Genomic DNA, 22372 nt, shown 5'->3' with positions numbered 1-22372 from the left:
GCGGGAGGCGCTCAACCACCGCCAATGGCATGAACCACTTCGACCTGGTCGCCTTCGCTCAACTGCGTGCTCTCGTGCTGGCTGCGCGGCACGATGTCCAGGTTCAGTTCCACCGCCACCCGGCGACCGGCCAGCTCCAGCCGGCCCAGCAGCGCCGCGACGCTTTCGCCCTCGGGCAGTTCGTAAGGTTCACCGTTCAGTTGAATGCGCATGCGCACGGCCACCATTGTTCTTTGGGGCCCGCATTCTAGCCCCGATCCACCCTGCAACCCAAGGGCGACGCGCGCCATTAGTCGCGATTGTGGACCGTTCGGTCAGCCCAGGCGCCAGGCGGCCAGCCCCAGGCAAAGCCAGCCGGCGAGAAAGCACAGGCCACCGATGGGCGTGATCATGCCGAGCTTGCCCAGCCCGCTGAGGGTCAGCACATAGAGGCTACCGGAGAACAGCACGATGCCTGCCGCGAACAGACCACCCGCCCAGCCCACCAGACGCCCGGGCAGATGCACCGACAACACGGCCACGCCCAGGATCGCCAGGGCATGCACCAACTGATAGGTGACGCCAGTGTGGAAGATCGCCAGGTAGTCGGCGCTGAGGCGGCTTTTCAGGCCATGGGCGGCGAAGGCGCCGAGGGCGACGCCGGTAAAGCCGAAGAACGCGGCGAGCATCAGGAAGCTGCGAAGCATGGGACGACTCCTCGGGAGGGGTCTGTATAATGGCCCGTTCCAACGGTCCGGCCAAGCCATCACTATGCTGTCATCCCTCCTCCGCCGCCTCTACCGCGCCCTGCTCTGGTTCGCTGCCGGCAGCATTGCCGTGGTGCTGGTACTGCGCTGGGTGCCGCCGCCCGGCACCGCGCTGATGGTCGAGCGCAAGGTGGAGTCGTGGTTCAGCGGCGAGCCCATCGACCTGCGGCGCGACTGGACGCCGTGGGAGGACATCTCCGACGAGCTCAAGGTCGCGGTCATTGCCGGCGAGGACCAGAAGTTCGCCAGCCACTGGGGCTTCGACATCCCCGCGATCCAGGCGGCACTGGCCTACAACGAGCGTGGCGGAAAGGTGCGCGGTGCCAGCACCCTGACCCAGCAGGTGGCCAAGAACCTGTTCCTGTGGTCCGGGCGCAGCTGGCTGCGCAAGGGGCTGGAAGCCTGGTTCACCGCGCTGATCGAGCTGTTCTGGTCGAAGGAGCGGATACTCGAGGTCTATCTGAACAGCGCCGAGTGGGGCCCGGGAATCTTCGGCGCAGAGGCGGCGGCGCGCTATCACTTCGGCATCGACGCCAGCCGCCTCACGCGGCAACAGGCCGCACAGCTCGCGGCGGTGCTGCCAAGCCCGATCAAGTGGAGCGCCAGCCGGCCAAGCGCCTATGTGGCCAGCCGGGCGGGGTGGATTCGCCGGCAGATGAGCCAGCTGGGTGGGCCGAGCTACCTGATGCAGCTGGATACGTCGCGCAGGCTTTGAGACGAGCGGGCTTGCGTGGGAGCGAGCTTGCCCCGCGATAGCCTCTTCATTCGCCACATCGCCATCGCGGGGCAAGCCCACTCCCACGCGCCACAACACACGAAAAAGCCGCTGCCTCTTGCGAGAACAGCGGCTTTTTTACTCCAAGCCAAGCGCCGATCAGATCGCGATCAGTGCCTTGACCTTGTTCATTGCGTTCTTCTCCAGCTGGCGAATACGCTCGGCCGAAACGCTGTATTTCTCCGCCAGCTCATGCAACGTGGCCTTTTCTTCGGCCAGCCAGCGCTGATAAAGAATATCGCGACTGCGATCGTCCAGGCCCTGCAGCGCTTCATGCAGGTTGCTGGTGGAGTTGTCGCTCCAGTCAGCGTCTTCCAGCTGCACGGCCGGGTCGTAACGGTGGTCTTCCAGGTAATGCGCAGGCGACTGGAAGGCACTGTCGTCATCGGCTTCCGCCGCTGGGTCGAAGGCCATGTCCTGGCCACTCAAGCGGCTTTCCATCTCACGTACTTCACGGGGCTCGACGCCGAGGCTTTCGGCCACGCGATGCACTTCGTCGTTGTTCAGCCAGGCCAGGCGCTTTTTCTGACTGCGCAGGTTGAAGAACAGCTTGCGCTGGGCCTTGGTGGTGGCCACCTTGACGATGCGCCAGTTACGCAGGATGAACTCATGGATCTCGGCCTTGATCCAGTGCACCGCGAAGGACACCAGACGCACGCCCATTTCCGGGTTGAAACGCTTTACCGCCTTCATCAGGCCGACGTTGCCTTCCTGGATCAGGTCGGCCTGGGCCAACCCGTAGCCTGCATAGCTACGGGCGATGTGTACGACGAAACGCAGGTGGGCCATCACCATTTGCCGAGCGGCCTCGAGATCCTGCTCGTAGTAGAGACGCTCGGCCAGTTCACGCTCCTGCTCCGGTGTCAGCAGGGGAATGCTGTTCACCGTGTGCACATAGGCTTCCAGGTTTGCACCGGGAACCAGGGCATAGGCAGGTTGCAACGAATTGGTCATTCAAGTACCTCCGGCTTACAGACTCATGCCTTTTGGGCACTGCCAGCATAGACAAGAAACTGTTGTACAAGTTCCATAATGAAAAATTTGTCAATACTGGCCAAGAAACATTATCGCGGCGCCAGTTCGTTCAGATGACGAGCGACCGCGATCCATGCACCGATATACCCCAACAGCACCGCGCCGATCAAGAGTGAAAGACCGTCCGAAGCGGGAACGCCGCCCAGGGCGAAATCACTGCCGTACAAGCCGGAAAGCCCCACCACCGCGTCGTTGAGCCAGTCCAGGCCGAAGGCCAGGATGCCCCAGGCCAGCACGCCAGCGCCCAGGCCATAGAGCGCGCCCATGTACAGGAAAGGCCGGCGCACATAGCTGTCGGTGCCACCGACGAGCTTGATCACTTCGATCTCGACCCGACGGTTTTCGATATGTAGACGAATTGTGTTACCGATTACTAACAACAATGCGGAAATCAGCATCACCGCCAGGCCGAAGACAAAGCGATCGCCCAGTTTCAGGATCGCCGCCAACCGCTCGACCCACAGCAGGTCCAGCTGTGCCACCTCGACCCGCGGCAACTCGGACAGGCGTTGGCGCAAGGCATCGAGGGCCGGCTTGTCGACCTCGGTCGGCGTCACCACCACCACTCCCGGCAGCGGGTTGTCCGGCAATTCGCGCAAGGCCTCGCCCAGACCGGACTGCTGCTGGAACTCTTCCAGTGCCTGTTCGCGGCTGATGTATTGTGCCTCGGCAACGCCAGGCATGCCCTTGATCTCGTCGCGCAGGGTCTCGCCGTCGCGACTGCTGGCGTCGAGCTTGAGATACAGCGAAATCTGTGCCGCGCGCTGCCACGAGCCGCCGAGCTTCTCGACATTCTTCAGCAGCAGCGACAGGCCCATGGGCATGCTCAGCGCCACGGCCATCACCAGACAGGTGAAGAAGCTGCCGATCGGTTGCTTGCCCAGGCGGCGCAGGCTGTCCGCCAGGCTGGCGCGGTGGCTTTCCAGCCAGGCATGCAGCAGGGTACGGAAATCCGGACCATCGTCGTCATGCTCGCCGCGTTTTTTCTTGCCCGGTTGCGGGTCGGCGGCCTTTGGCGCGACGCGCTCGGAAACCTTGGGTGTACGTGTCGTGCTCATTGTCCGGCCTCCCCATCACCGATCAAGCGGCCGCGTTGCAGCGTCAGCATGCGGTGGCGCATGCGCGCGATCAGCGCCAGGTCGTGGCTGGCGATCAGCACGGTAGTGCCCAGGCGATTGATGTCCTCGAACACGCCCATGATCTCGGCGGCCAGGCGCGGGTCGAGGTTACCGGTGGGTTCGTCCGCCAGCAGCAGGGCCGGCTGGTGGACGATGGCGCGGGCGATGCCGACGCGCTGCTGCTGGCCGGTGGACAGGTCGGCCGGGAACAGCTCGCCCTTGTCGCTCAGCGACACGCGCTCCAGCGCCGAATCCACGCGCTTGGCGATCTCGGCCTTGGACAGCCCGAGAATCTGCAACGGCAGCGCGATGTTGTTGAACACGGTGCGGTCGAACAACAGCTGGTGGTTCTGGAACACCACGCCGATCTGCCGGCGCAGGAACGGAATCTGCGCGTTGCTGATCTGGCCCAGGTCCTGCCCGGCCAGCAGCAGCTTGCCGCTGGTCGGACGCTCCATGGCCAGCAGCAGGCGCAGCAGGGTGCTCTTGCCGGCGCCTGAGTGACCGGTGACGAACAGGAACTCGCCACGCCGCGCCCGGAAGCTCAGTTCGTGCAGGCCGACATGGCCGTTGGGATAGCGCTTGGCTACCTGTTCGAATCGGATCATGAAGGTTCCCGCTCGGCGAACAATGCCTTGACGAAGGGTTCGGCCTCGAAGGTGCGCAGGTCGTCGATACCTTCGCCCACACCAATGAAGCGGATCGGGATGTTGAACTGCTTGGCCAGGGCGAAGATCACCCCGCCCTTGGCGGTGCCATCGAGCTTGGTCAGGGCCAGGCCGGTCAGTTCGACGCTCTGGTTGAAGTACTTGGCCTGGCTGATGGCGTTCTGCCCGGTACCGGCATCGAGCACCAGCAGCACCTCATGCGGCGCCTCGGCGTCGAGCTTGCCGATCACCCGACGGACCTTCTTCAGCTCTTCCATCAGGTTGTCCTTGGTGTGCAGGCGACCGGCGGTATCGGCGATCAGCACGTCGATATTGCGAGCCTTGGCGGCCTGCACGGCGTCGAAGATCACCGAGGCCGAGTCGGCGCCGGTGTGCTGGGCAATCACCGGGATCTGGTTGCGCTCACCCCATACCTGCAGCTGCTCCACCGCCGCGGCGCGGAAGGTGTCGCCTGCGGCGAGCATGACTTTCTTGCCTTCGAGCTGCAGCTTCTTGGCCAGCTTGCCGATGGTGGTGGTCTTGCCGGCGCCGTTCACGCCGACCACCAGGATCACATAGGGCTTGCTCTGCGCCTCGATCTTCAGCGGCTGCTCGACCGGGCGCAGCAGCGCGGCCAGTTCGTCCTGCAGCGACTTGTACAGTGCGTCGGCGTCGGCCAGCTGCTTGCGGGCGACTTTCTGGGTCAGGTTCTGGACGATGGTCGAGGTCGCCTCGACACCGACGTCGGCAGTCAGCAGACGGGTCTCGATCTCATCGAGCAGGTCGTCGTCGATGACCTTCTTGCCGAGGAACAGGCTGGCCATGCCTTCGCCAATGCTGGCGCTGGTCTTGGACAAGCCTTGCTTGAGGCGAGCGAAGAAGCCGGGCTTGTTCGGCTCGGTGGCGGCTGGCACGACGACAGGCTCAGGCTCAGGCTCAGCGACCGGCGGCACCGGCTCGGGCTCGGCCACCGGGACGGCTTCAGCCACCACCATCGGGGCGACTGCCTCAGGGGCCGGGCGCTCGGGGATGGCTGGCGGGGCCTTGGGTTCGAGGTCAGGCACCAGGGCCACCGGCTCTTCCGCGACCGGCAGCACCAGATTGCTGACCGGAGCCGCCAGGGCCGGCTCTGCCACAGCCTCTGGCAGGTCCGCCGCATTCGCGGGCAAGCCCGCTGCCACAGGGGGCGGCGGCACCTGAGCGATTACGGCGACAGGCTCAGGTTCGGGTGGAGCGTCAACCGACACAGGCGTGGGCGCTTCGGGCACCGGCGCGGACTGCTCGGCGACCGGCGGCGACACCACCGGCTCTTCGACAGACGGTTGAGGGGCTTGCGGCTGTTCGGCGACAGGTTGCTCCGGCTTCTTGCGGAACCAGCTGAACAGGCCTTTCTTCTCGCCAGCCGCGGCCGGCGCTTTTTTGTCGTCGTTGGAACCAAACATGGAAGACGGCTATCTCAGGGTAGCGATGGGCCAGCAGTGGCGCATCGGAAATTCTTTACTCACGCAGAACAGACTGCCGGAAAGCCAGCGGGTTCATGCGCAGCGTTTTGTCATGTGGGCCTGTGGGCCAGAACGGCGACAGGCATGGTCGCCAGGCAACCGGATCAGTATCCTAGCACCTCCTGGCCCGCCGACGCTAAACCCAAGCGGGCCGCCGAACAGGTTGAACACCGTATGAATGCTCTAGCCCGCCGCGCCGCTGGCCTGTTGCTCGGCACGCTGTGCCTGCCGCTGACGGCTCTCGCCGCCGATGTGCAACCCACCCACGAATTCATCCTCGACAACGGCCTGAAAGTGGTCGTGCGCGAGGACCACCGCGCCCCGGTGGTGGTCTCGCAGATCTGGTACAAGGTCGGCTCCAGCTACGAGACGCCCGGCCAGACCGGCCTGTCCCACGCCCTGGAACACATGATGTTCAAGGGCAGCGCCAAGGTCGGCCCCGGTGAGGCCTCGCGCATCCTGCGCGATCTTGGCGCCGAAGAGAACGCCTTCACCAGCGATGACTACACCGCCTACTACCAGGTGCTGGCCCGCGACCGTCTGCCGGTGGCCTTCGAGCTGGAAGCCGACCGTCTGGCCAGCCTGCGCCTGCCGGCCGACGAATTCAGCCGGGAAATCGAAGTCATCAAGGAAGAGCGCCGTCTGCGCACCGACGACCAGCCAAACGCCAAGGCCTTCGAGCTGTTTCGCGCCATGACCTACCCGGCCAGCGGCTACCACACCCCGACCATCGGCTGGATGGCCGACCTCGAACGCATGAAAGTCGAGGAGCTGCGCCACTGGTACGAATCCTGGTACGCCCCCAACAACGCCACCTTGGTGGTGGTAGGCGACGTCAAGCCCGAGGAGGTCAAGGCCCTCGCGCAGAAGTACTTCGGCCCCATTGCCAAGCGCTCCGTGCCACCGAGCAAGTTGCCGCTGGAGCTGGCCGAACCCGGCCAGCGCCAGCTTACCCTGCACCTGCGCACGCAGTTGCCCAGCCTGATCTACGGCTTCAACGTGCCGGCCCTGGCCACCGCCAAGGACCCGCGCAGCGTCAACGCCCTGCGCCTGATCTCGGCACTGCTCGACGGCGGCTACAGCGCCCGCATGCCAGCGCGCCTGGAGCGTGGCCAGGAGCTGGTGGCCGGCGCGTCGTCCGGCTACAACGCCTTCACCCGCGGCGACAGCCTGTTCCTGATCTCGGCCACGCCCAACGTGCAGAAGCACAAGACCCTGGCCGAGGTGGAGAAAGGCATCTGGCAACTGCTCGACGAGCTCAAGACCACGCCGCCCACCGCCGAGGAGCTGGAGCGCGTGCGCGCCCAGGTGATCGCCGGGCTGGTCTACGACCGCGATTCCATCAGCAGCCAGGCCACCACCATCGGCCAGCTGGAAACCGTCGGCCTGTCCTGGAAGCTGATCGACAGCGAGCTCGACGATCTCAAGCGCGTGACCCCGGAAGACATCCAGGCCGCCGCCCGCACCTATTTCACCCGCGAACGCCTGAGCGTTGCCCACGTACTGCCCGAGGAGTCCGCCCATGAGTGATCGCAGCGCACCGCGCTACACCCTGTTCGGCCTGGCGATCATCGTGCTGGTGGTGGCGCTCGCCCTGCTGCTGGCGCGCCCCGCCCAGTCCGGCAGCGACCACCCGCCGACCACCGCGGCCCGCCCGGCCAATACCCTGCAATCGCTGGCCGAGCTGGACGGCAAGGCGCCCAGCCGCCGCCAGCTGCACATCCAGGACTGGACCACCGCCGAAGGCACCCGCGTGCTGTTCGTCGAGGCCCATGAGCTGCCGATGTTCGACCTGCGCCTGACCTTCGCCGCCGGCAGCAGTCAGGACGGCGACACCCCGGGCCTGGCCGCGCTGACCAACGCCATGCTCAACGAAGGCGTGGCCGGCAAGGACGTCACCGCCATCGCCGAAGGCTTCGAAGGCCTGGGCGCCGACTTCGGCAACGGGTCGTACCGCGACATGGCCGTGACCACGCTGCGCAGCCTCAGCGCCACGGACAAGCGCGAGCCGGCGCTGCAACTGTTCACCGAAGTGGTCGGCAAGCCGACCTTCCCTGAGGACGCCCTCAAGCGCATCAAGAACCAGTTGCTGGCCGGTTTCGAGTACGAGAAGCAAAACCCCGGCAAGATTGCCGGCAAGACCCTGTTCGCCAACCTGTACGGCACCCATCCCTACGCCCACCCCAGCGACGGCACGGCCGAGACCATTTCCGGCATCACCCTGGCGCAGCTGCGCGCCTTCCATGGCAAGGCCTACGCCGCTGGCAACGCGGTGATCGCCCTGGTCGGCGATCTCAGCCGCGCCGAGGCCGAGGCCATCGCCGCCCAGGTTTCCGCCGGCCTGCCCAAGGGCCCGGCGCTGGCCAAGCCTGAACAGCCTGTCGCGCCCAAGCCGGGTGTGACTCACGTCGACTTCCCGTCCAAGCAGACCCACTTGATGCTGGCCGAGCTGGGCATCGACCGCAACGACGCCGACTGGCCGGCACTGTCGCTGGGCAACCAGATCCTCGGCGGCGGTGCTTTCGGTACCCGCCTGATGAGCGAAGTGCGCGAGAAACGTGGCCTGACCTACGGCGTGTACTCGGTATTCAGCCCGATGCAGGTGCGTGGTCCGTTCATGATCAACCTGCAGACCCGCGCCGAACTCAGCGAGGGCACGCTCAAGCTGGTCCAGGATATCCTCGCCGACTACCTGAAGAACGGCCCGACGCAACAAGAGCTGGACGACGCCAAGCGTGAACTGGCCGGCAGCTTCCCGCTGTCCAATGCCAGCAACGCCAGTATCGTCGGCCAGCTCGGCGCCATCGGCTTCTACAACCTGCCGCTGAGCTGGCTGGAAGACTTCATGCAGCAGTCCCAGGCGCTGACCGTCGAGCAGGTCAAGGCGGCCATGAGCAAGCACCTCGCGGCGGACCAGCTGGTGATCGTCACCGTCGGTCCGAAGGTAGCGCAGCAGCCGCTGCCAGCCCCCACTGAAAAACCCGCCGAGCAGCCGCTCGGCGTACCGGAGCACTAATGGCAAGACCCAACACACCCGCGCGCCCGGCCCCGGGCGCCAGCAAGGGCCCCGGCCAGTTGCGCATCATCGCCGGCGAGTGGCGCAGCCGCCGCCTGGCAGTGCCGGAAGGCGAAGGCCTGCGGCCAACGCCCGACCGCGTGCGCGAGACCCTGTTCAACTGGCTGGCGCCGCATATCGAAGGCGCCCTGGTGCTCGATGCCTTCACCGGCAGCGGTGCCCTGGTGCTCGAAGCGCTGTCGCGCGGTGCCGAGAACGCCGTGGCGCTGGACAGCAACCCGGCGGCCATCGCCAACCTCAAGCACAACCTCGAACTGCTGCGCTGCCCGCGCGGACAGATCCTGCAAAGCGATGCCCTGCGCTATCTGCAAGGCCCGGCCAAGCAGCAATTCGACGTCGTGTTCCTCGACCCGCCCTTCCACCAGGACTTGCTGGCCAATGCCTGCAACCTGCTGGAGCAAGGCCAGTGGTTGCGCGAGCAAGCGTGGATCTACACCGAAAGCGAGGCCGCGCCTTCGACGCTGCCGATGCCCGGCAACTGGCGCCTGCACCGCGAGAAGAAGACCGGCCAGGTGCACTACGCGCTATGGCAACGTGGCTGAGCGGCATATCTAAGTAACACCTGCGGCCATGCCGCATCGCTGAAGCTGCTCCTCATTTACCGCAGAGGAGCACTTCAGCCATGTCCAATGCCTCACCGCCATCGCCTGCCGCCTCGGCCGTGCAGCATTTCCAACTCGCCAACGGCCTGCAGGTCTGGCTGCGCCAAGACCCACGAGCGCCAGTGGTCACCGCGCAGCTCTGGTACCACATTGGTTCCAGCGACGAAACACCCGGCAAGACCGGGCTGTCCCATGCCTTGGAGCACCTGATGTTCCAGGGCAGCGGCAAGCTCACGCCCGGCCAGTACCAGCACGCCATCTCGCGCCTGGGCGCCACGCCGGATGCCTATACGACGAAGGACGGCACCGCGTTCGAGATGAGCCTGCCGGTGCCACGCCTGGAAACCGCGCTGGAGATCCTGGCCGACTCCATGCGCAGTGCCACGCTCGGCGAGGCGGAGTTTCCCAAGGTGCTCGACGTTATCAAGGCCGAGCGTCGCAGCCAGATCGACAACAGTGTCGAGCAGATCGCTCTCGAGCGCATTCGTCAGGCCGCCTATGGCGGTAGCGGCTACGCCATCCCGGTGATCGGCCATGCCGCCGACCTGGAGCGCCTGCGGCTTGAGGATGTGCGTGGCTGGTACGACACGTGGTACTGGCCCAACAATGCCTCGCTCATCGTTGTCGGCGCCATCGAGCTCGACGCCCTGCGAACGCTGGTGGAGCGGCAGTTCTCCGGCATTGTCCAAGGCACCCTGCCCCCCAGGCCACTCCCGCGTCTGGCCCGACCGGCCGCCCAGCAGCGCTTCACCCTCGAACACCCGATCCTCAAGACCGGCGTCGCGATTGCCTTCCCGGCCCCCAGCCTGGCCACGACGACACAGCCAAGTCAGGCGTTCGCGCTGCTGTTGCTGCGGGAGATGCTTGCCAGTCGGCTGCACTGCACGCTAGTGCGCAACAGCCCGGTCCTGTCCTCGGCGAATGTCTATTACAACCCGCTGCAGCGGGGCAATAGCCTGTTCACCCTGTACGGTTTTCGCAACGACGAAACCGACACCGAACAGGCCTTCAGCCTGGTCAGCCAGCAGATCGAGCGCCTCAGGCAGGCGCCCACCGACACCAGCGAACTGGAACGGCTCAAGGCCCGGCTGATGGCCCAGGAAGTCTTCGCCCAGGACAGCCATGCCGCCCAGGCGTGGCTGCTGGGCCTGTACGCGAGCAGTGGCCTTGACCCTGCGCAAACCACCCAGCGCCTCGACAGCATCCGCGCATTGACCAGCCAGGACATACGCCAGGCAGCCGAGACCTGCCTGGCGGCAGACTCGGCGAGCGTCATGATCCTGCAAAAGGAGCAGAACCCAGATGAGTGATCTTTCCGTACCTCAAGGCCGAGCGCAGGGCTTCGGCGGACTGACCAGCCTGCCCGCCGAAGGACCGCCGGCGATTCCCGAGGCGAAGCTCGCCATCGAGCAATGGACCACTCCCCAGGGCACCAGGGTGCTATTCGTGGCAGCCAGCCACCTGCCCATGCTGGACCTGAAGCTGCGCTTCGATGCCGGTAGCGCGCACGATGGTCCGCACCCTGGCCTGGCGGCGGTGACCCTGGAGATGATCGACCAAGGGAGCATGAGGTTCACCGGCAAGCAGATCGCCGAAAAGTTGGAGGCCCTTGGCTGCGAACTCTCCAGGGCGTCACGGGCTGAACACAGCACGTTGTCGCTGCGTTGCCTGTCATCGGTCGACCTGCGCGAGCAGGCCATCGACCTGCTGAGCGATATCGTCGGGCGCCCGCTGCTAGCCAACGAGCAGTTGCAAGAAGCCCGGCGCAAATGGCGGGATACGCTGAGCCAGCGCCAGCAGCACCCCGTGTTCGCCTTACGGCAGGCGCTCTTCGACCAGCTCTACGGCCTGCATCCTTATGCTACTCACTATCTGGGTGGTTCCCTGCGGGAGATCGACGCGATCAGCTCGCAACAGGTCGTCGACTTCTACCATCGCGCCTACTCGGCGCAGAACCTCAGCATCACCCTGGTAGGTGACCTCACCCGGGCCGAGGCCGAACGCCTTGCCCTCGAGATCAGCCATGTCCTGCCCAACGCGGACTTTACCCACGGGCTGCACAGTCCTGCCGAAAACGTGGCCCAGAGCGTTCACATCGAGAGACCTGGCACCAACTGCTGGGCCGGGCTCGCGCTGCCGGTCGAGGCAGAGGACGCTGACCGACCAGCGCTGACGGCGGCCATGCATATTCTCGTGGGGGGGTCGCAGTCGCGACTGCCCCGAGCACTACGGGGCAGGCACGGGACCAGCTACAGCGTGCAGGGCGGTATCATCCGCAACCGCTTCGCCGAAACGTTCACGGTGCAGTGGGACGTTGCCCCCGAACGGGTCCAGGCCTCCCAGGCATTGGCCGCGCAGGTCATCGCCGAGTTCATCGAGTCGGGGCCATCGGCGTCGGAGCTGAGCCTGACGCAAGAGGCGATTGCCAGCGAGTGGCTCCGGCAATCGGCGAGCAATGCCGCACTGGCCCATGAATTGAACAACACGGCTCGATTCACCAGCGATCCCGCCCGGACGCTTTCGCAACGCTGGGAGCAACTGCGCAATCTGAACACCGAGGACCTGCGCACGGTACTGGGGCGCTGCCTTTCGCCACGGCGCATGGTCAGGGCCAGCGTCGGCCCTTCGGCCACGCAGCAGGCGCTGCCCGACCAATAGCGCACTTACAGTGGCGGTGTTTCATGGCACTCTAGGAAGGCACATCACGAGCCACCCAGCATGCCCAGCCTCACCGCCACCTTCCGCCCGGCCACTGGCCTGTCCAATCCCCATCTGCAGACGTTGTGGGGCCCGCTCTGGCGCAAGCTCCCGGACCTGGCGCGCGATCGCGAGCGCCTGTGGCTGGCCGACGGCGATTTCCTCGATCTTGACTGGCATGGCCCACATCAGGTCGATGCGCCTCTGGTGCTGGTGCTGCATGGACTGACCGGGTCGTCCAACTCGCCCTATGTCAAAGGCCTGCAACTGGCCCTGCAGGCTCGAGGCTGGGCCAGCGTCGCGGTGAACTGGCGCGGCTGCTCGGGTGAGCCGAACCTGCTGGCGCGCAGCTACCACTCAGGCGCCAGCGAAGACCTGGCCGAGACCATCCGCCATCTGCGCGCCCTGCGGCCACTGGCACCGTTGTATGCGGTTGGCTATTCGCTGGGTGGCAACGTGCTGCTCAAGTACCTAGGGGAAAGCGGCTCGGCCAGCGAACTGCAAGCGGCGGTGGCGGTCTCGGTGCCGTTTCGCCTGGATCAATGCGCCGATCGTATCGGCCTGGGCTTCTCGAAGATCTACCAGGCGCACTTCATGCGCGAGATGCTGGCCTACGTGCAAGACAAGCAACGGCACTTCCATGACAACGGCCACCACGAAGGCCTGGCCGCGATCGAGCGCCTGGGTTCGCTGCGCAACCTACGCACCTTCTGGGACTTCGATGGCAAGGTCACCGCGCCACTCAACGGTTTCAGCGATGCCCACGACTACTACCGCCAGGCATCCAGTCGTTACTACCTGGGAGAAAACCGCACGCCAACGCTGATCATCCATGCCAGCGACGATCCCTTCGTGTTCGGCCACAGCCTGCCGAACGCCAATGAGCTGGCGGCCGGGACCCAGTTCGAACTGCACAGCCGGGGTGGGCATGTGGGATTCGTGGATGGCAGCCTGCGCAATCCGGGGTATTACCTGGAACGGCGGATTCCGCAGTGGCTGGTTGACGGGCGCTAAGCCCGTAAACACCTACAACAAGGGTACTTCTGCACAATACGCTTAAAGTATGTCGAGACCGGTAGGGTCATCAGCCACCGCATTGTCGGCGCGATTGGAAGTCGCGTTGGTTCGTACCAGACTTGCCTGTTCAGCCACGGTAAATGATACCGGTCCAGAGTCGGTATTGACCGTGTAACTCCCTGGAGTCAAAGGTATGCTTGCATCGCCCGCGCGCTCAGCGTCCCTTCCCGTTCCTGCACCGCGTGCGCCTCGCCTGATATAGTTGCCAATGGCCGGAGAGGCGTCATGGACAACTTTCAGGAAGTTGAGAACGGTGATGGCATCCGACGCATAGCCCAAATATTCTGGAAAGTGAGAAACGATACCGTGAGGAGGAGCAATCCCTATATCACGTGATGGCTGGTAAAGCATATCATCGAAAACCACCGCCCACTGCGCAACCGAAGTCAGCGTACCTAAAACGCCAAGACTCCCGTCTATAGCCTTTCCAAGCGCTGTCTTCTTACTCCATGTAGCAATAGTATGCATGCCCTTTCCAGCATTGACCCCCACCGATAGCGTGCTCTTGATGAGTGGCCCGACGCCAGTACCCACCCTGCCACCGCGATCATGGAAATTCACCGGATCCCCTGTGCAATATGCGTAAGCATTGATGCCACCCTTTCCAAACGGGCTCAATTGGTCCGGCGAATGGAAACGCATAAGCACCGAGTTAAAAGTACGATGACCATTTCCAAGCAGATACCAGCCCACACTTCGCTCGCGTATCACCCCGATAAATCCGGCACGCGAAATATTTTGGTGATCGCTGCGAAAACCATAGACCGCGTAGACAGCCGCCGAAGCACCTGTTTCAGTCAGCGTAAAATTCGTAGTCTTGAGACGATCAGTCGCAAGTAACCGGGTCGTCGGCATCTATGATATCCCTTATACCAAAGGCGGACCCAAGTGCTCCGTGGTCTTTCAAGTCACGGTAAATCATGACCCACCTTGAGCATATCCGCCGCAGGATGCATCTATAGCTCAAACACTCTGCGATCAGACTAACATCGAGCCTGCGTGAGCATAACTGACAAAATTGCCAGGTAGCACCAAACATCAATCCATCAAGATGATTGAAGTTTACGCTCTCCTTATGCTGCCCCTGTCGTGAGGCACGTCCGTTCTCACATAACCTATCGCTTCAACGGGGCAATCTCCTGAAGGAGATCGCCCCGAACGCCAAATGCCAGTGCCGTCATCCGGGCGACCCAGTGCGCGTCAGTCGCCGATGGCCACGCCACGCTGCGGATCATTGATCCATTCGCTCCACGACCCGGCATACAACCGACCCAGCGGGTACCCCGCCAAAGCCAGCGCAAACAGATTGTGGCAAGCCGTCACGCCAGAGCCGCAATAGGCCACCAGGTCATCTGGAGAACGCCCCGCCAGTTGCTCGGCGAACCGCTGCTTGAGCTTGTCGGCCGGCAGAAAACGCCCATCGGCGCCAAGGTTGTCGGTGAACGCCGCGCACTGCGCCCCCGGGATATGCCCAGCCACCGGGTCGATCGGTTCCACCTCGCCGCGAAAACGCGGTAGCCCACGGGCATCGATCAAGGTCAGCGCTGGATCACCCAGGCGCTTGCCAAGGTGCGCGGCATCGATCAGCAGCTTCATGTCCGGCTCCCCGCTGAAGTTGCCCTCGCGGCGCACCGGCGGGTCCAGGCTCAGCGGCAGGTGCGCGGCATGCCAGGCCTTGAGCCCGCCATCGAGGATGAACACCGCGTCGCGCTTGCCAAGCCAGGCCAGCAGCCACCAAGTCCTGGCGGCGAAAGCGCCCGGGCCGTCGTCGTAGAGCACCACCTGGCTGTCGTTGTCCACGCCCCATTCGCGTAGGCGCTCTACCAGTCGCTGCGAATCGGGCAGCGGATGACGCCCCGTGCGCCCCTTGACTACCGGCCCGCTCAGGTCACGTTCGAGATCGGCGAAGTGTGCCCCGGCGATATGCCCCTCGGCATAGCTGCGTTGGCCGTAGTCGATATCTTCCAGGGCAAAGCGACAATCGAGGATCACCAGGCCGGGCGCGTCCAGGCGCTCGGCCAGCTGTGGCGGGGTGATCAGTTGCGCAAGGGGCATGACAATCTCCTGATGAATGGCTCGAAGACCCCGGATCAGTGCTCCAGGGCCTGGTTGAACGGGACGTGGAACTCATCGCACAACGCCTGCACCGCAGCACTCGAGCCCGGGGTGACATACCCCAGCTCCAGCACCACCACCTGATAGACGCCGCGCATGAACGCTTCTTCACCCAGGTGCGCGGAGTGCTCCCGGGTGGTGCTGAGAAAGCGCACCCAGGAGGTCAGCACGATCCAGGCGTTGATGGTCAGCGACTCGATCTGCGCGGCATCCATGGCCAGGATGCCGGCCTCGACGAAGCCGCGGTAGATCGCCTGGCCCTGCTGCAGGCAGCGCCGGGAAAAGCGCCGGTAGCGGGCGGCCAGTTCCGGATCGCTTTCGAGCAGGTGCTCGAGGTCGCGGTGCAGGAAGCGGTAGTTCCACATCGCCGCCAGCAGCGCCTTGAGGTAGAAGCGCTTGTCCTCGACGGTGGCGACACGCCCCTGGGGCGGGCGCAGGAAGCTGTCCACCAGCTCTTCGTACTGACTGAACAGCAGGGCGATGATCGCCTGCTTGTTGGGGAAGTGGTAGTACAGGTTGCCGGGCGAGATCTCCAGGTGCGCGGCGATGTGGTTGGTGCTGACGCAACGTTCGCCCTGCTGGTTGAACAGCTCCAGGCTGCTCTGCACGATGCGCTCTCGGGTGTTCATGCGCGGGGCCATGCTCAGCTCCAGTCTCAAGCTCCAATGATCGGTCCCATCTTACGGCTTCCAGCGCGTACGGGCACCGCCAACCCGGTGAAAAATAATGCACGATGGTGCCAATTAGAGTATATGCTCTATTCACTCACCCCGCCTGGAGCCGCCATGACCTCGCCTGCCGTTCTCCCCGTCGTGCAATCCGACCTCGACCTGCCAGCGACGTTCGACGCCCAGCGCCAGGCATTCGCCGGCAATCCCATGCCGCCGGCCGCACAGCGCCGGCAGTGGCTCAGGAGCTTGCGCGAGGCGCTGCTGGCCGAACAGGAGACCTTGATCGCGGCCATCGATGCCGACTTCAGCGGGCGCAGCCGCGACGAGACCCTGATCGCCGAACTGATGCCGTCGATCATGGGCCTGCGCGATGCCGAAAAGCAGCTCGGGCGCTGGATGCGGCCCTCGCGACGCAAGGTCGGCCTGGCCTTCCAGCCCGCCAGCGCGCGGGTGCAGTACCAACCGCTGGGCGTGGTAGGGGTCATCGTGCCGTGGAACTACCCGCTGTTCCTCGCCATCGGCCCGCTGACCGGCGCCCTGGCGGCGGGCAATCGGGTCATGCTCAAGCTCAGCGAATCCACGCCGACCACCGGCCAGGTGCTCAAGACCCTGCTCGAGCGCGTGTTCCCCAGCGACCTGGTCAGCGTGGTGCTGGGCGAGGTGGAAGTCGGCCAGGCCTTCGCCCGCCTGCCGTTCGATCACCTGCTGTTCACCGGCGCCACCAGTGTCGGCCGTCATGTGATGCTGGCCGCCGCGCAGAATCTCACCCCGGTGACCCTGGAACTGGGCGGCAAATCGCCGGCGATCGTCTCCAGCGACGTGCCGCTGGACACCGCCGCCGAGCGCATCGCCTTCGGCAAGACCCTCAACGCCGGCCAGACCTGCGTCGCGCCTGACTATGTGCTGGTGCCCCGCGAGCGCCTGGAGCCCTTCGCCGACGCCTACCGACGCGCCGTCCAGCGCTTCTATCCGCGCATCACCGACAACCCCGACTACAGCGCGATCATCAACGAGCGCCAGCTCGCACGCCTGAATCACCTGCTGCAGGACGCCCGCGAGCACGGCGCGCGGGTGCTCGACCTGTACCCCGACGAGCCACGCCAGGGCCGCCAACTGCCGCCGCACTTGCTGCTGCAGGTGAACGACAGCATGCAGGTGATGCAGGACGAGATCTTCGGCCCGTTGCTACCGCTGGTGCCCTACGACCGCCTGGACGACGCGCTGGCCTACATCAACCAGCGCCCTCGTCCCCTGGCGCTCTACTACTTCGGCTACGACCGCGGTGAACAGGCCCGGGTGCTGCGCGATACCCATTCCGGCGGCGTCTGCCTCAATGACACCCTGCTGCACGTGGCCCAGGATGACCTGCCATTCGGTGGCATCGGACCCTCCGGCATGGGCCACTACCATGGCCATGAAGGCTTCCTGACCTTCAGCAAGGCCAAGGCCGTGCTGGCCAAGCAGCGCCTCAATGCCGCCAGGGCGATCTACCCGCCTTATGGCAAAGCCTTGCAGCGTCTGGTCTACAAACTGTTCATCCGCTGAGGGCAGGCACGGTATGCAGCGTCGCGACCTGCTCAGATTCAGCCTGGGCGCCAGCCTGTTCCTCGGCGCCACCAGCCTGGTCGGCTGCTCGAAGCAGACGGCCTCGCCCGGTTATCACGTCCTGCGCAATGACGACCTGCCCCTGCTGCAGGCCCTGGCTCCCGTAATCCTGGCGGGCACCCAGGCCGCCACGGAGCAGGTACTGAAAAGCCTCGACCACAAGCTGGCGGCTCTTTCACCGGCCATGCTCAAGCTGACCCGGCAGTTGTTCGACGTGCTCACCCTGCCCTTGACCCGAGGCCCACTGACCGGCATCTGGGGCGGCTGGGCCAGCGCCACCAGCAACGATGTGGAAGATTTTCTCGAACGTTGGCGCGACAGCTCACTGGACCTGCTGCGCCAAGGGCATGCCTCGCTGCTGCAACTGCTGCTCATGGCCTGGTACGAACGCCCCGAGTCGTGGGCGGCCTGTGGCTACCCAGGCCCACCGAAGATCTGACCCTCCCACAGGGATGCCCTCGCTCTCCTGGAGACCAGCCAATGCCCGTCCCCGATCCGTTTCGCCAAGGCCTGGAAAGAGGCTGGACCACTCACGACGGCTCACGCCTGGAGCAGGACCAGACCCTCGAAGCCGACGTCGCCATCATCGGCAGCGGCGCGGGCGGCGCCACCACCGCCGAACGGCTCAGCGCGGCGGGTCTCAAGGTGCTGCTGATCGAGGAAGGCCCACTCAAGACCAGCAGCGACTTCCATCTGCTGGAACATGAAGCCTACGCAGAGCTCTACCAGGAAGGTCTGGGCCGCCTGAGCAAGGATGGCGCCATCACCATCCTGCAAGGCCGCGCGGTGGGCGGCACCACCCTGGTCAACTGGACGTCGAGCTTCCGCACGCCGGCACAGACCCTGGCGCACTGGGCCCGGGAACATGGCGTCAAAGGCCTGGACAGCGAGGCGATGGCACCCTGGTTCGAGCGCATGGAGCAGCGCCTGGGCATCATTCCCTGGCCGGTGCCACCGAACGCCAACAACGATGTCCTGCGTCGCGGCTGCGAGGCGCTGGGTCACCGCTGGGCGGTGATCCCACGCAACGTGCGCGGATGCTGGAACCTGGGCTACTGCGGCATGGGCTGTCCGGTCAACGCCAAGCAGTCGATGCTCGTCACCAGCATCCCCGCCACCCTGGAACACGGTGGCGAGTTGCTCTACCTGGCCCGCGCCGAGCGCTTCAGCCATGACGGCCAGCGCATCGACCACCTGCAGTGCCTGGCACTGGACCGCCAGGGCATCCAACCCACCGGCCGCCAGATCAAGATCCGCGCCGGCCACTACGTACTGGCCGGCGGCGGCATCAACAGCCCGGCGCTGCTGCTGCGCTCCGACGCCCCTGACCCGCACCAGCGCCTGGGCAAGCGCACCTTCCTGCACCTGGTCAACTTCAGCGCCGCGCAGTTCGAGACGAAGATCGACCCCTATTACGGCGCGCCGCAGTCGATCTACAGCGACCAGTTCCAATGGCAGGACGGCGTCACCGGCCCGATCGGCTACAAGCTCGAGGTCCCGCCATTGCACCCGGCCCTGGCCAGCACCCTGCTCGGCGGCCATGGCCGGGACAACGCCTTGCGCATGGCCGAACTACCGCATACCCATGTGATGCTGGCGCTGCTGCGCGATGGTTTCCACCCTGACAGCCCGGGCGGCCAGGTGGAGCTGCGCGGCGATGGCTCGCCGGTGCTCGACTACCCTGTCACCGACTACCTGCGCGACGGGCTGCGCCGGGCCTGGCACAGCATGGCGCAGATCCAGTTCGCCGCGGGTGCCCGCCAGGTGATGCCGGTACACGGCGATGCCCGCTACGTCACCGACGCCACGCAGGCCCAGGCCATGATCGACAAGCTACCTCTGGAGCTGCTGCGCATGCGCCTGGGCAGTGCCCATGTCATGGGCGGCTGCGCCCTGGGCGAGGACCCGCGCCAGGCGGTGTGCGACAGCCTGGGCCGGCATCACCAGCTGGAAAACCTGTCGATCCACGACGGCTCGCTGTTCCCCACCAGCATCGGCGCCAACCCACAGCTTTCGGTCTACGCCCTGACCGCCATGCTCAGCGAGGCGCTCATCGGCCGCCTGGCACCCGGCACATGACAGCCAATACCCATGCTGTCTATAGTGCCATCGGCCAGCCACGCGACTTGGCCGGGCGCAATCGCTGCGCTACCATCCGACTCCCCAACGCACTCCAGCCAGGATGACGCGATGAACCGAGTGTTGTACCCGGGTACTTTCGACCCCATTACCAAAGGCCATGGCGACCTGGTCGAGCGCGCCTCGCGGCTGTTCGACCACGTGATCATCGCCGTGGCGGCCAGCCCGAAGAAAAACCCCCTGTTCCCGCTGGAACAACGGGTGGCGCTGGCCCGCGAGGTCACCAAGCACCTGCCCAATGTCGAAGTCATCGGCTTCTCCACCCTGCTGGCGCATTTCGCCAAGGAGCAAGGCGCCAATGTCTTCCTGCGTGGCCTGCGCGCGGTCTCGGACTTCGAGTACGAGTTCCAGCTGGCCAACATGAACCGTCAGCTGGCGCCGGACGTCGAGAGCCTGTTCCTGACGCCATCGGAGCGCTACTCGTTCATTTCCTCGACCCTGGTCCGGGAAATCGCCGCGCTGGGCGGCGATATCACCAAGTTCGTCCACCCCGCCGTGGCCGACGCCCTGACCGAACGCTTTCGCAAGTAGGCTTCGCGTCCACGATGTCGCGCCCGCGTGCACTGCGGGCGCGAATCCGGCACAATTGCGCCCATCGCTTTGAAACATGCCCGGGCCCGATGCCCAGGCCGGAGTCCCCATGTCCCTGATCATCACCGACGATTGCATCAACTGCGACGTCTGCGAACCCGAGTGCCCGAACGCCGCCATCTCGCAAGGCGAAGAGATCTACGTGATCGACCCCAACCTGTGCACCCAGTGCGTGGGCCACTACGACGAGCCACAGTGCCAGCAGGTCTGCCCGGTGGACTGCATCCCCCTGGATGAAGCCCACCCGGAAACAGAAGAAGAGCTGATGGCCAAGTACCGTCGGATCACCGGCAAAGCCTGATGCCGTTCGTCGCGGCACTGCGCCATGCCGTCGTCGGCGCCGTCCTCGCGCTGCTGGCGACCGGCGCCCTGGCCGAAGGCCCGGGCCGGGCGGCGATCGCCAGCCCGCACAGCGAAGCCACCGCCGCCGCCGCGCAGATCCTGCGACAGGGCGGCAACGCCTTCGATGCCGCCGTGGCCATCGGCGCCGCGCTGGCCGTGGTCGAACCCTACGGCTCGGGCCTGGGAGGCGGTGGTTTCTTCCTTCTGCGCGAAAGCGCCGACACCCCTCGCTATGCCTTCCTCGATGCCCGTGAACGCGCCCCCGCGGCCGCCCGGGCGGACATGTACCTGAAGGACGGCAAGGTCCAGCCGGGCCTGTCGATCAACGGGCCGCTGGCCGCCGCCATTCCCGGCCTGCCCCAGGCGCTGGCCGACCTTGCCGCCAGCCATGGCAGGCTGCCGCTCAAGGACAGCCTGGCCCCGGCCATTCGCCTGGCCAACCAAGGCTTCGCCGTCGATCGCGTCTACCGCGACCGCGCCACCATGCGCCTGAGTGCCCTGCGTGATGACGCCGAGAGCGCCCGGCTGTTTCTCACGGCCAACGACGTGCCGGCCTTGGGCACGGTGATTCGCCAGCCCGAACTGGCCGCGACCCTGCAGCGCATGGCCGAGCAGGGGCGCGATGGTTTCTACCGAGGGCCGATGGCCGAGCGCCTGGTCGCGGGCGTGCGCGCGGCTGGCGGGGTCTGGAGCCTGGATGATCTGAGCGGCTATCGCACCGTCTGGCGTGAACCGCTGCGCTACCCCCTGGCCGACCAGCGCGAGCTGATCAGCAGCCCGCCGCCTTCGGCCGGCGGCATCGCCCTGGCCCAGAGCCTGGCCATGCTCCAGCGCCTGCCCTGGCAGAGCGCCGAGCCGGTGCAGCGCAGCCATTACGTGATCGAGGTCCTGCGCCGCGCCTACCGTGACCGTGGCCTGCTGGGCGATCCGGACTATGTGAGCAACCCGGTCAACCGCTTGCTGGCGCGCCAGTACCTCACCGGGCTGGCCGACAGCATCGACGTGCGCCAGGCCACCCCCAGCAGCGCCCTGCCGCCCTCGCCGGCCTGGCGTGAAGGCGATCACACCACGCATTTCGCGGTGATCGACGCCGAGGGCAATGCCGTGTCCGCCACGCTGTCGGTCAACCTGCCGTTCGGCGCCGCGTTCAGCGTGCCGGGCACCGGCGTGGTGCTGAACAACGAGATGGACGACTTCGCCGCCGATCCCGGCGGCAGCAACAGCTACGGCCTGGCCGGCAGCCAGGCCAACGCAGTGGCGGCGGGCAAGCGGCCCTTGTCGAGCATGAGCCCGACCTTCATTGAAAGCCCCAGCCAGTTCGCCAGCTTCGGCACCCCGGGCGGCAGCCGGATCCCGAGCATGGTGCTGCTGTCGGTGCTGGGGTTCCTGGAAGGCAGGCCGGTGGCCGAGTGGCCGGCGACGCCGCGCTACCACCATCAGTACCTGCCGGATGTGGTGGAGCATGAACCGGGGACGTTCAGCGCAGGGCAGAAAGCCGAGCTTGAAGGGCGTGGGTATCGGCTGAAGGATGTCGGGCGCCAATACGGGAATCAGCAGGTGCTGTATTGGGACAAGACTGCCGAGACCGTGGAGGCGGCCAGTGATCCCAGGGGTGTAGGCCAGGCGGCGGTAGT

22 protein-coding genes are annotated in these 22372 nt (G+C 65.5%); 13 read left to right on the top strand and 9 right to left on the bottom strand.

Annotated elements, in window-relative coordinates; translation table 11 throughout:
- Positions 1–11: 11 nt before the first annotated feature.
- Both thiS and N5D48_RS15520 read right to left on the bottom strand, forming a co-directional pair.
- A complete protein-coding gene (gene thiS / locus N5D48_RS15525) occupies positions 12–212 on the bottom strand; it encodes a sulfur carrier protein ThiS (protein ID WP_279885776.1) in 201 nt (66 codons plus the stop codon).
- A 102-nt stretch (positions 213–314) separates the two neighbouring features.
- Positions 315–686, bottom strand: a complete 372-nt coding sequence (locus N5D48_RS15520) for a DUF423 domain-containing protein (RefSeq protein ID WP_279885775.1) — start codon at positions 684–686, stop codon at positions 315–317.
- A gap of 64 nt (positions 687–750) precedes the next feature.
- On the opposite strand from N5D48_RS15520, the gene mtgA reads away from it, so the two are divergent.
- Complete coding sequence (gene mtgA / locus N5D48_RS15515; protein ID WP_279885774.1) at positions 751–1461, top strand: monofunctional biosynthetic peptidoglycan transglycosylase; 711 nt, start codon at positions 751–753, stop codon at positions 1459–1461.
- 159 nt (positions 1462–1620) lie between these two features.
- Here mtgA and rpoH read toward each other — a convergent pair whose 3' ends face one another.
- The 4 genes from rpoH to ftsY all read right to left on the bottom strand — a co-directional run bounded on the left by rpoH (position 1621) and on the right by ftsY (position 5763).
- Positions 1621–2475 (bottom strand): RNA polymerase sigma factor RpoH, encoded by an 855-nt coding sequence (gene rpoH / locus N5D48_RS15510; RefSeq protein ID WP_279885772.1) that lies wholly within the window; start codon positions 2473–2475, stop codon positions 1621–1623.
- A gap of 110 nt (positions 2476–2585) precedes the next feature.
- On the bottom strand, positions 2586–3614 hold the full coding sequence (gene ftsX / locus N5D48_RS15505) for a permease-like cell division protein FtsX (protein ID WP_279885770.1): 1029 nt from the start codon (positions 3612–3614) through the stop codon (positions 2586–2588).
- Positions 3611–4282, bottom strand: coding sequence for a cell division ATP-binding protein FtsE (gene ftsE, locus N5D48_RS15500; protein WP_011531723.1), 672 nt, complete (start codon positions 4280–4282; stop codon positions 3611–3613). Before ftsE ends, ftsX begins: the two co-directional genes overlap by 4 nt.
- The gene (ftsY, locus tag N5D48_RS15495) at positions 4279–5763 is read right to left on the bottom strand and encodes a signal recognition particle-docking protein FtsY (protein WP_279885769.1); all 1485 of its coding nucleotides are present in this window, start codon (positions 5761–5763) and stop codon (positions 4279–4281) included. The genes ftsE and ftsY overlap by 4 nt, the downstream gene beginning before the upstream one ends.
- Positions 5764–5997: 234 nt before the next feature.
- On the opposite strand from ftsY, the gene N5D48_RS15490 reads away from it, so the two are divergent.
- The 6 genes from N5D48_RS15490 to N5D48_RS15465 all read left to right on the top strand — a co-directional run bounded on the left by N5D48_RS15490 (position 5998) and on the right by N5D48_RS15465 (position 13212).
- Positions 5998–7353 carry a pitrilysin family protein gene (locus N5D48_RS15490; RefSeq protein ID WP_279885768.1) on the top strand — a complete coding sequence of 452 codons (1356 nt, stop codon included), beginning with the start codon at positions 5998–6000 and terminating at the stop codon, positions 7351–7353.
- Positions 7346–8839, top strand: a complete 1494-nt coding sequence (locus N5D48_RS15485) for a pitrilysin family protein (protein WP_279885767.1) — start codon at positions 7346–7348, stop codon at positions 8837–8839. Before N5D48_RS15490 ends, N5D48_RS15485 begins: the two co-directional genes overlap by 8 nt.
- Positions 8839–9441 (top strand): 16S rRNA (guanine(966)-N(2))-methyltransferase RsmD, encoded by a 603-nt coding sequence (rsmD, locus tag N5D48_RS15480; protein ID WP_279885766.1) that lies wholly within the window; start codon positions 8839–8841, stop codon positions 9439–9441. Before N5D48_RS15485 ends, rsmD begins: the two co-directional genes overlap by 1 nt.
- Positions 9442–9521: 80 nt before the next feature.
- Positions 9522–10811, top strand: coding sequence for a pitrilysin family protein (locus N5D48_RS15475; protein WP_279885765.1), 1290 nt, complete (start codon positions 9522–9524; stop codon positions 10809–10811).
- A complete protein-coding gene (locus tag N5D48_RS15470) occupies positions 10804–12159 on the top strand; it encodes a pitrilysin family protein (RefSeq protein ID WP_279885764.1) in 1356 nt (451 codons plus the stop codon). The genes N5D48_RS15475 and N5D48_RS15470 overlap by 8 nt, the downstream gene beginning before the upstream one ends.
- Positions 12160–12219: 60 nt before the next feature.
- On the top strand, positions 12220–13212 hold the full coding sequence (locus N5D48_RS15465) for a hydrolase (RefSeq protein ID WP_279885762.1): 993 nt from the start codon (positions 12220–12222) through the stop codon (positions 13210–13212).
- Positions 13213–13254: 42 nt separating this feature from the next.
- Here N5D48_RS15465 and N5D48_RS15460 read toward each other — a convergent pair whose 3' ends face one another.
- The 3 genes from N5D48_RS15460 to N5D48_RS15450 form a co-directional block, all read right to left on the bottom strand.
- Positions 13255–14130: an RHS repeat-associated core domain-containing protein gene (locus N5D48_RS15460; RefSeq protein ID WP_279885761.1), complete on the bottom strand. Its 876-nt coding sequence runs from the start codon at positions 14128–14130 to the stop codon at positions 13255–13257.
- A 345-nt stretch (positions 14131–14475) separates the two neighbouring features.
- Positions 14476–15330, bottom strand: a complete 855-nt coding sequence (locus N5D48_RS15455; protein ID WP_279885760.1) for a sulfurtransferase — start codon at positions 15328–15330, stop codon at positions 14476–14478.
- Between the two features lie 35 nt (positions 15331–15365).
- Positions 15366–16031 carry a TetR/AcrR family transcriptional regulator gene (locus N5D48_RS15450; protein WP_279885759.1) on the bottom strand — a complete coding sequence of 222 codons (666 nt, stop codon included), beginning with the start codon at positions 16029–16031 and terminating at the stop codon, positions 15366–15368.
- A gap of 144 nt (positions 16032–16175) precedes the next feature.
- Here N5D48_RS15450 and N5D48_RS15445 point away from each other — a divergent pair, with 144 nt between their 5' ends.
- The 6 genes from N5D48_RS15445 to ggt form a co-directional block, all read left to right on the top strand.
- Positions 16176–17606, top strand: a complete 1431-nt coding sequence (locus tag N5D48_RS15445) for a coniferyl aldehyde dehydrogenase (RefSeq protein WP_279885758.1) — start codon at positions 16176–16178, stop codon at positions 17604–17606.
- A gap of 13 nt (positions 17607–17619) precedes the next feature.
- Entirely contained in the window at positions 17620–18105 is a 486-nt protein-coding gene (locus N5D48_RS15440; protein ID WP_279885757.1) for a twin-arginine translocation pathway signal protein, read from the top strand.
- Between the two features lie 41 nt (positions 18106–18146).
- Entirely contained in the window at positions 18147–19745 is a 1599-nt protein-coding gene (locus N5D48_RS15435) for a GMC family oxidoreductase (RefSeq protein WP_279885756.1), read from the top strand.
- 111 nt (positions 19746–19856) lie between these two features.
- Entirely contained in the window at positions 19857–20336 is a 480-nt protein-coding gene (coaD, locus tag N5D48_RS15430; protein ID WP_279806894.1) for a pantetheine-phosphate adenylyltransferase, read from the top strand.
- Positions 20337–20445: 109 nt separating this feature from the next.
- Complete coding sequence (locus N5D48_RS15425; RefSeq protein ID WP_009396754.1) at positions 20446–20697, top strand: YfhL family 4Fe-4S dicluster ferredoxin; 252 nt, start codon at positions 20446–20448, stop codon at positions 20695–20697.
- Positions 20697–22372, top strand: a 1676-nt coding sequence (ggt, locus tag N5D48_RS15420) for a gamma-glutamyltransferase (protein WP_279885754.1), incomplete at its 3' end; no start/stop codon positions are given. The genes N5D48_RS15425 and ggt, both read left to right, overlap by 1 nt.

Origin of the sequence: Pseudomonas sp. GD03858, assembly GCF_029840925.1 — a bacterium.
Lineage (GTDB): Bacteria > Pseudomonadota > Gammaproteobacteria > Pseudomonadales > Pseudomonadaceae > Aquipseudomonas.
Note: the sequence above shows the minus strand (reverse complement) of the source record. Positions and strands in the feature narration are given on the sequence as shown.

Coding starts and splice junctions, on each gene's coding strand:
- N5D48_RS15425 (WP_009396754.1), top strand. CDS start 20,446: ATGTCCCTGATCATCACCGACGATTGCATCAACTGCGACGTCTGCGAA.
- N5D48_RS15465 (WP_279885762.1), top strand. CDS start 12,220: ATGCCCAGCCTCACCGCCACCTTCCGCCCGGCCACTGGCCTGTCCAAT.
- N5D48_RS15445 (WP_279885758.1), top strand. CDS start 16,176: ATGACCTCGCCTGCCGTTCTCCCCGTCGTGCAATCCGACCTCGACCTG.
- rsmD (WP_279885766.1), top strand. CDS start 8,839: ATGGCAAGACCCAACACACCCGCGCGCCCGGCCCCGGGCGCCAGCAAG.
- ftsE (WP_011531723.1), bottom strand. CDS start 4,282: ATGATCCGATTCGAACAGGTAGCCAAGCGCTATCCCAACGGCCATGTC.
- N5D48_RS15520 (WP_279885775.1), bottom strand. CDS start 686: ATGCTTCGCAGCTTCCTGATGCTCGCCGCGTTCTTCGGCTTTACCGGC.
- mtgA (WP_279885774.1), top strand. CDS start 751: ATGCTGTCATCCCTCCTCCGCCGCCTCTACCGCGCCCTGCTCTGGTTC.
- N5D48_RS15450 (WP_279885759.1), bottom strand. CDS start 16,031: ATGGCCCCGCGCATGAACACCCGAGAGCGCATCGTGCAGAGCAGCCTG.
- coaD (WP_279806894.1), top strand. CDS start 19,857: ATGAACCGAGTGTTGTACCCGGGTACTTTCGACCCCATTACCAAAGGC.
- N5D48_RS15440 (WP_279885757.1), top strand. CDS start 17,620: ATGCAGCGTCGCGACCTGCTCAGATTCAGCCTGGGCGCCAGCCTGTTC.
- rpoH (WP_279885772.1), bottom strand. CDS start 2,475: ATGACCAATTCGTTGCAACCTGCCTATGCCCTGGTTCCCGGTGCAAAC.
- thiS (WP_279885776.1), bottom strand. CDS start 212: ATGCGCATTCAACTGAACGGTGAACCTTACGAACTGCCCGAGGGCGAA.
- N5D48_RS15490 (WP_279885768.1), top strand. CDS start 5,998: ATGAATGCTCTAGCCCGCCGCGCCGCTGGCCTGTTGCTCGGCACGCTG.
- ftsY (WP_279885769.1), bottom strand. CDS start 5,763: ATGTTTGGTTCCAACGACGACAAAAAAGCGCCGGCCGCGGCTGGCGAG.
- N5D48_RS15485 (WP_279885767.1), top strand. CDS start 7,346: ATGAGTGATCGCAGCGCACCGCGCTACACCCTGTTCGGCCTGGCGATC.
- ftsX (WP_279885770.1), bottom strand. CDS start 3,614: ATGAGCACGACACGTACACCCAAGGTTTCCGAGCGCGTCGCGCCAAAG.
- N5D48_RS15435 (WP_279885756.1), top strand. CDS start 18,147: ATGCCCGTCCCCGATCCGTTTCGCCAAGGCCTGGAAAGAGGCTGGACC.
- N5D48_RS15455 (WP_279885760.1), bottom strand. CDS start 15,330: ATGCCCCTTGCGCAACTGATCACCCCGCCACAGCTGGCCGAGCGCCTG.
- N5D48_RS15475 (WP_279885765.1), top strand. CDS start 9,522: ATGTCCAATGCCTCACCGCCATCGCCTGCCGCCTCGGCCGTGCAGCAT.
- N5D48_RS15470 (WP_279885764.1), top strand. CDS start 10,804: ATGAGTGATCTTTCCGTACCTCAAGGCCGAGCGCAGGGCTTCGGCGGA.
- N5D48_RS15460 (WP_279885761.1), bottom strand. CDS start 14,130: ATGCCGACGACCCGGTTACTTGCGACTGATCGTCTCAAGACTACGAAT.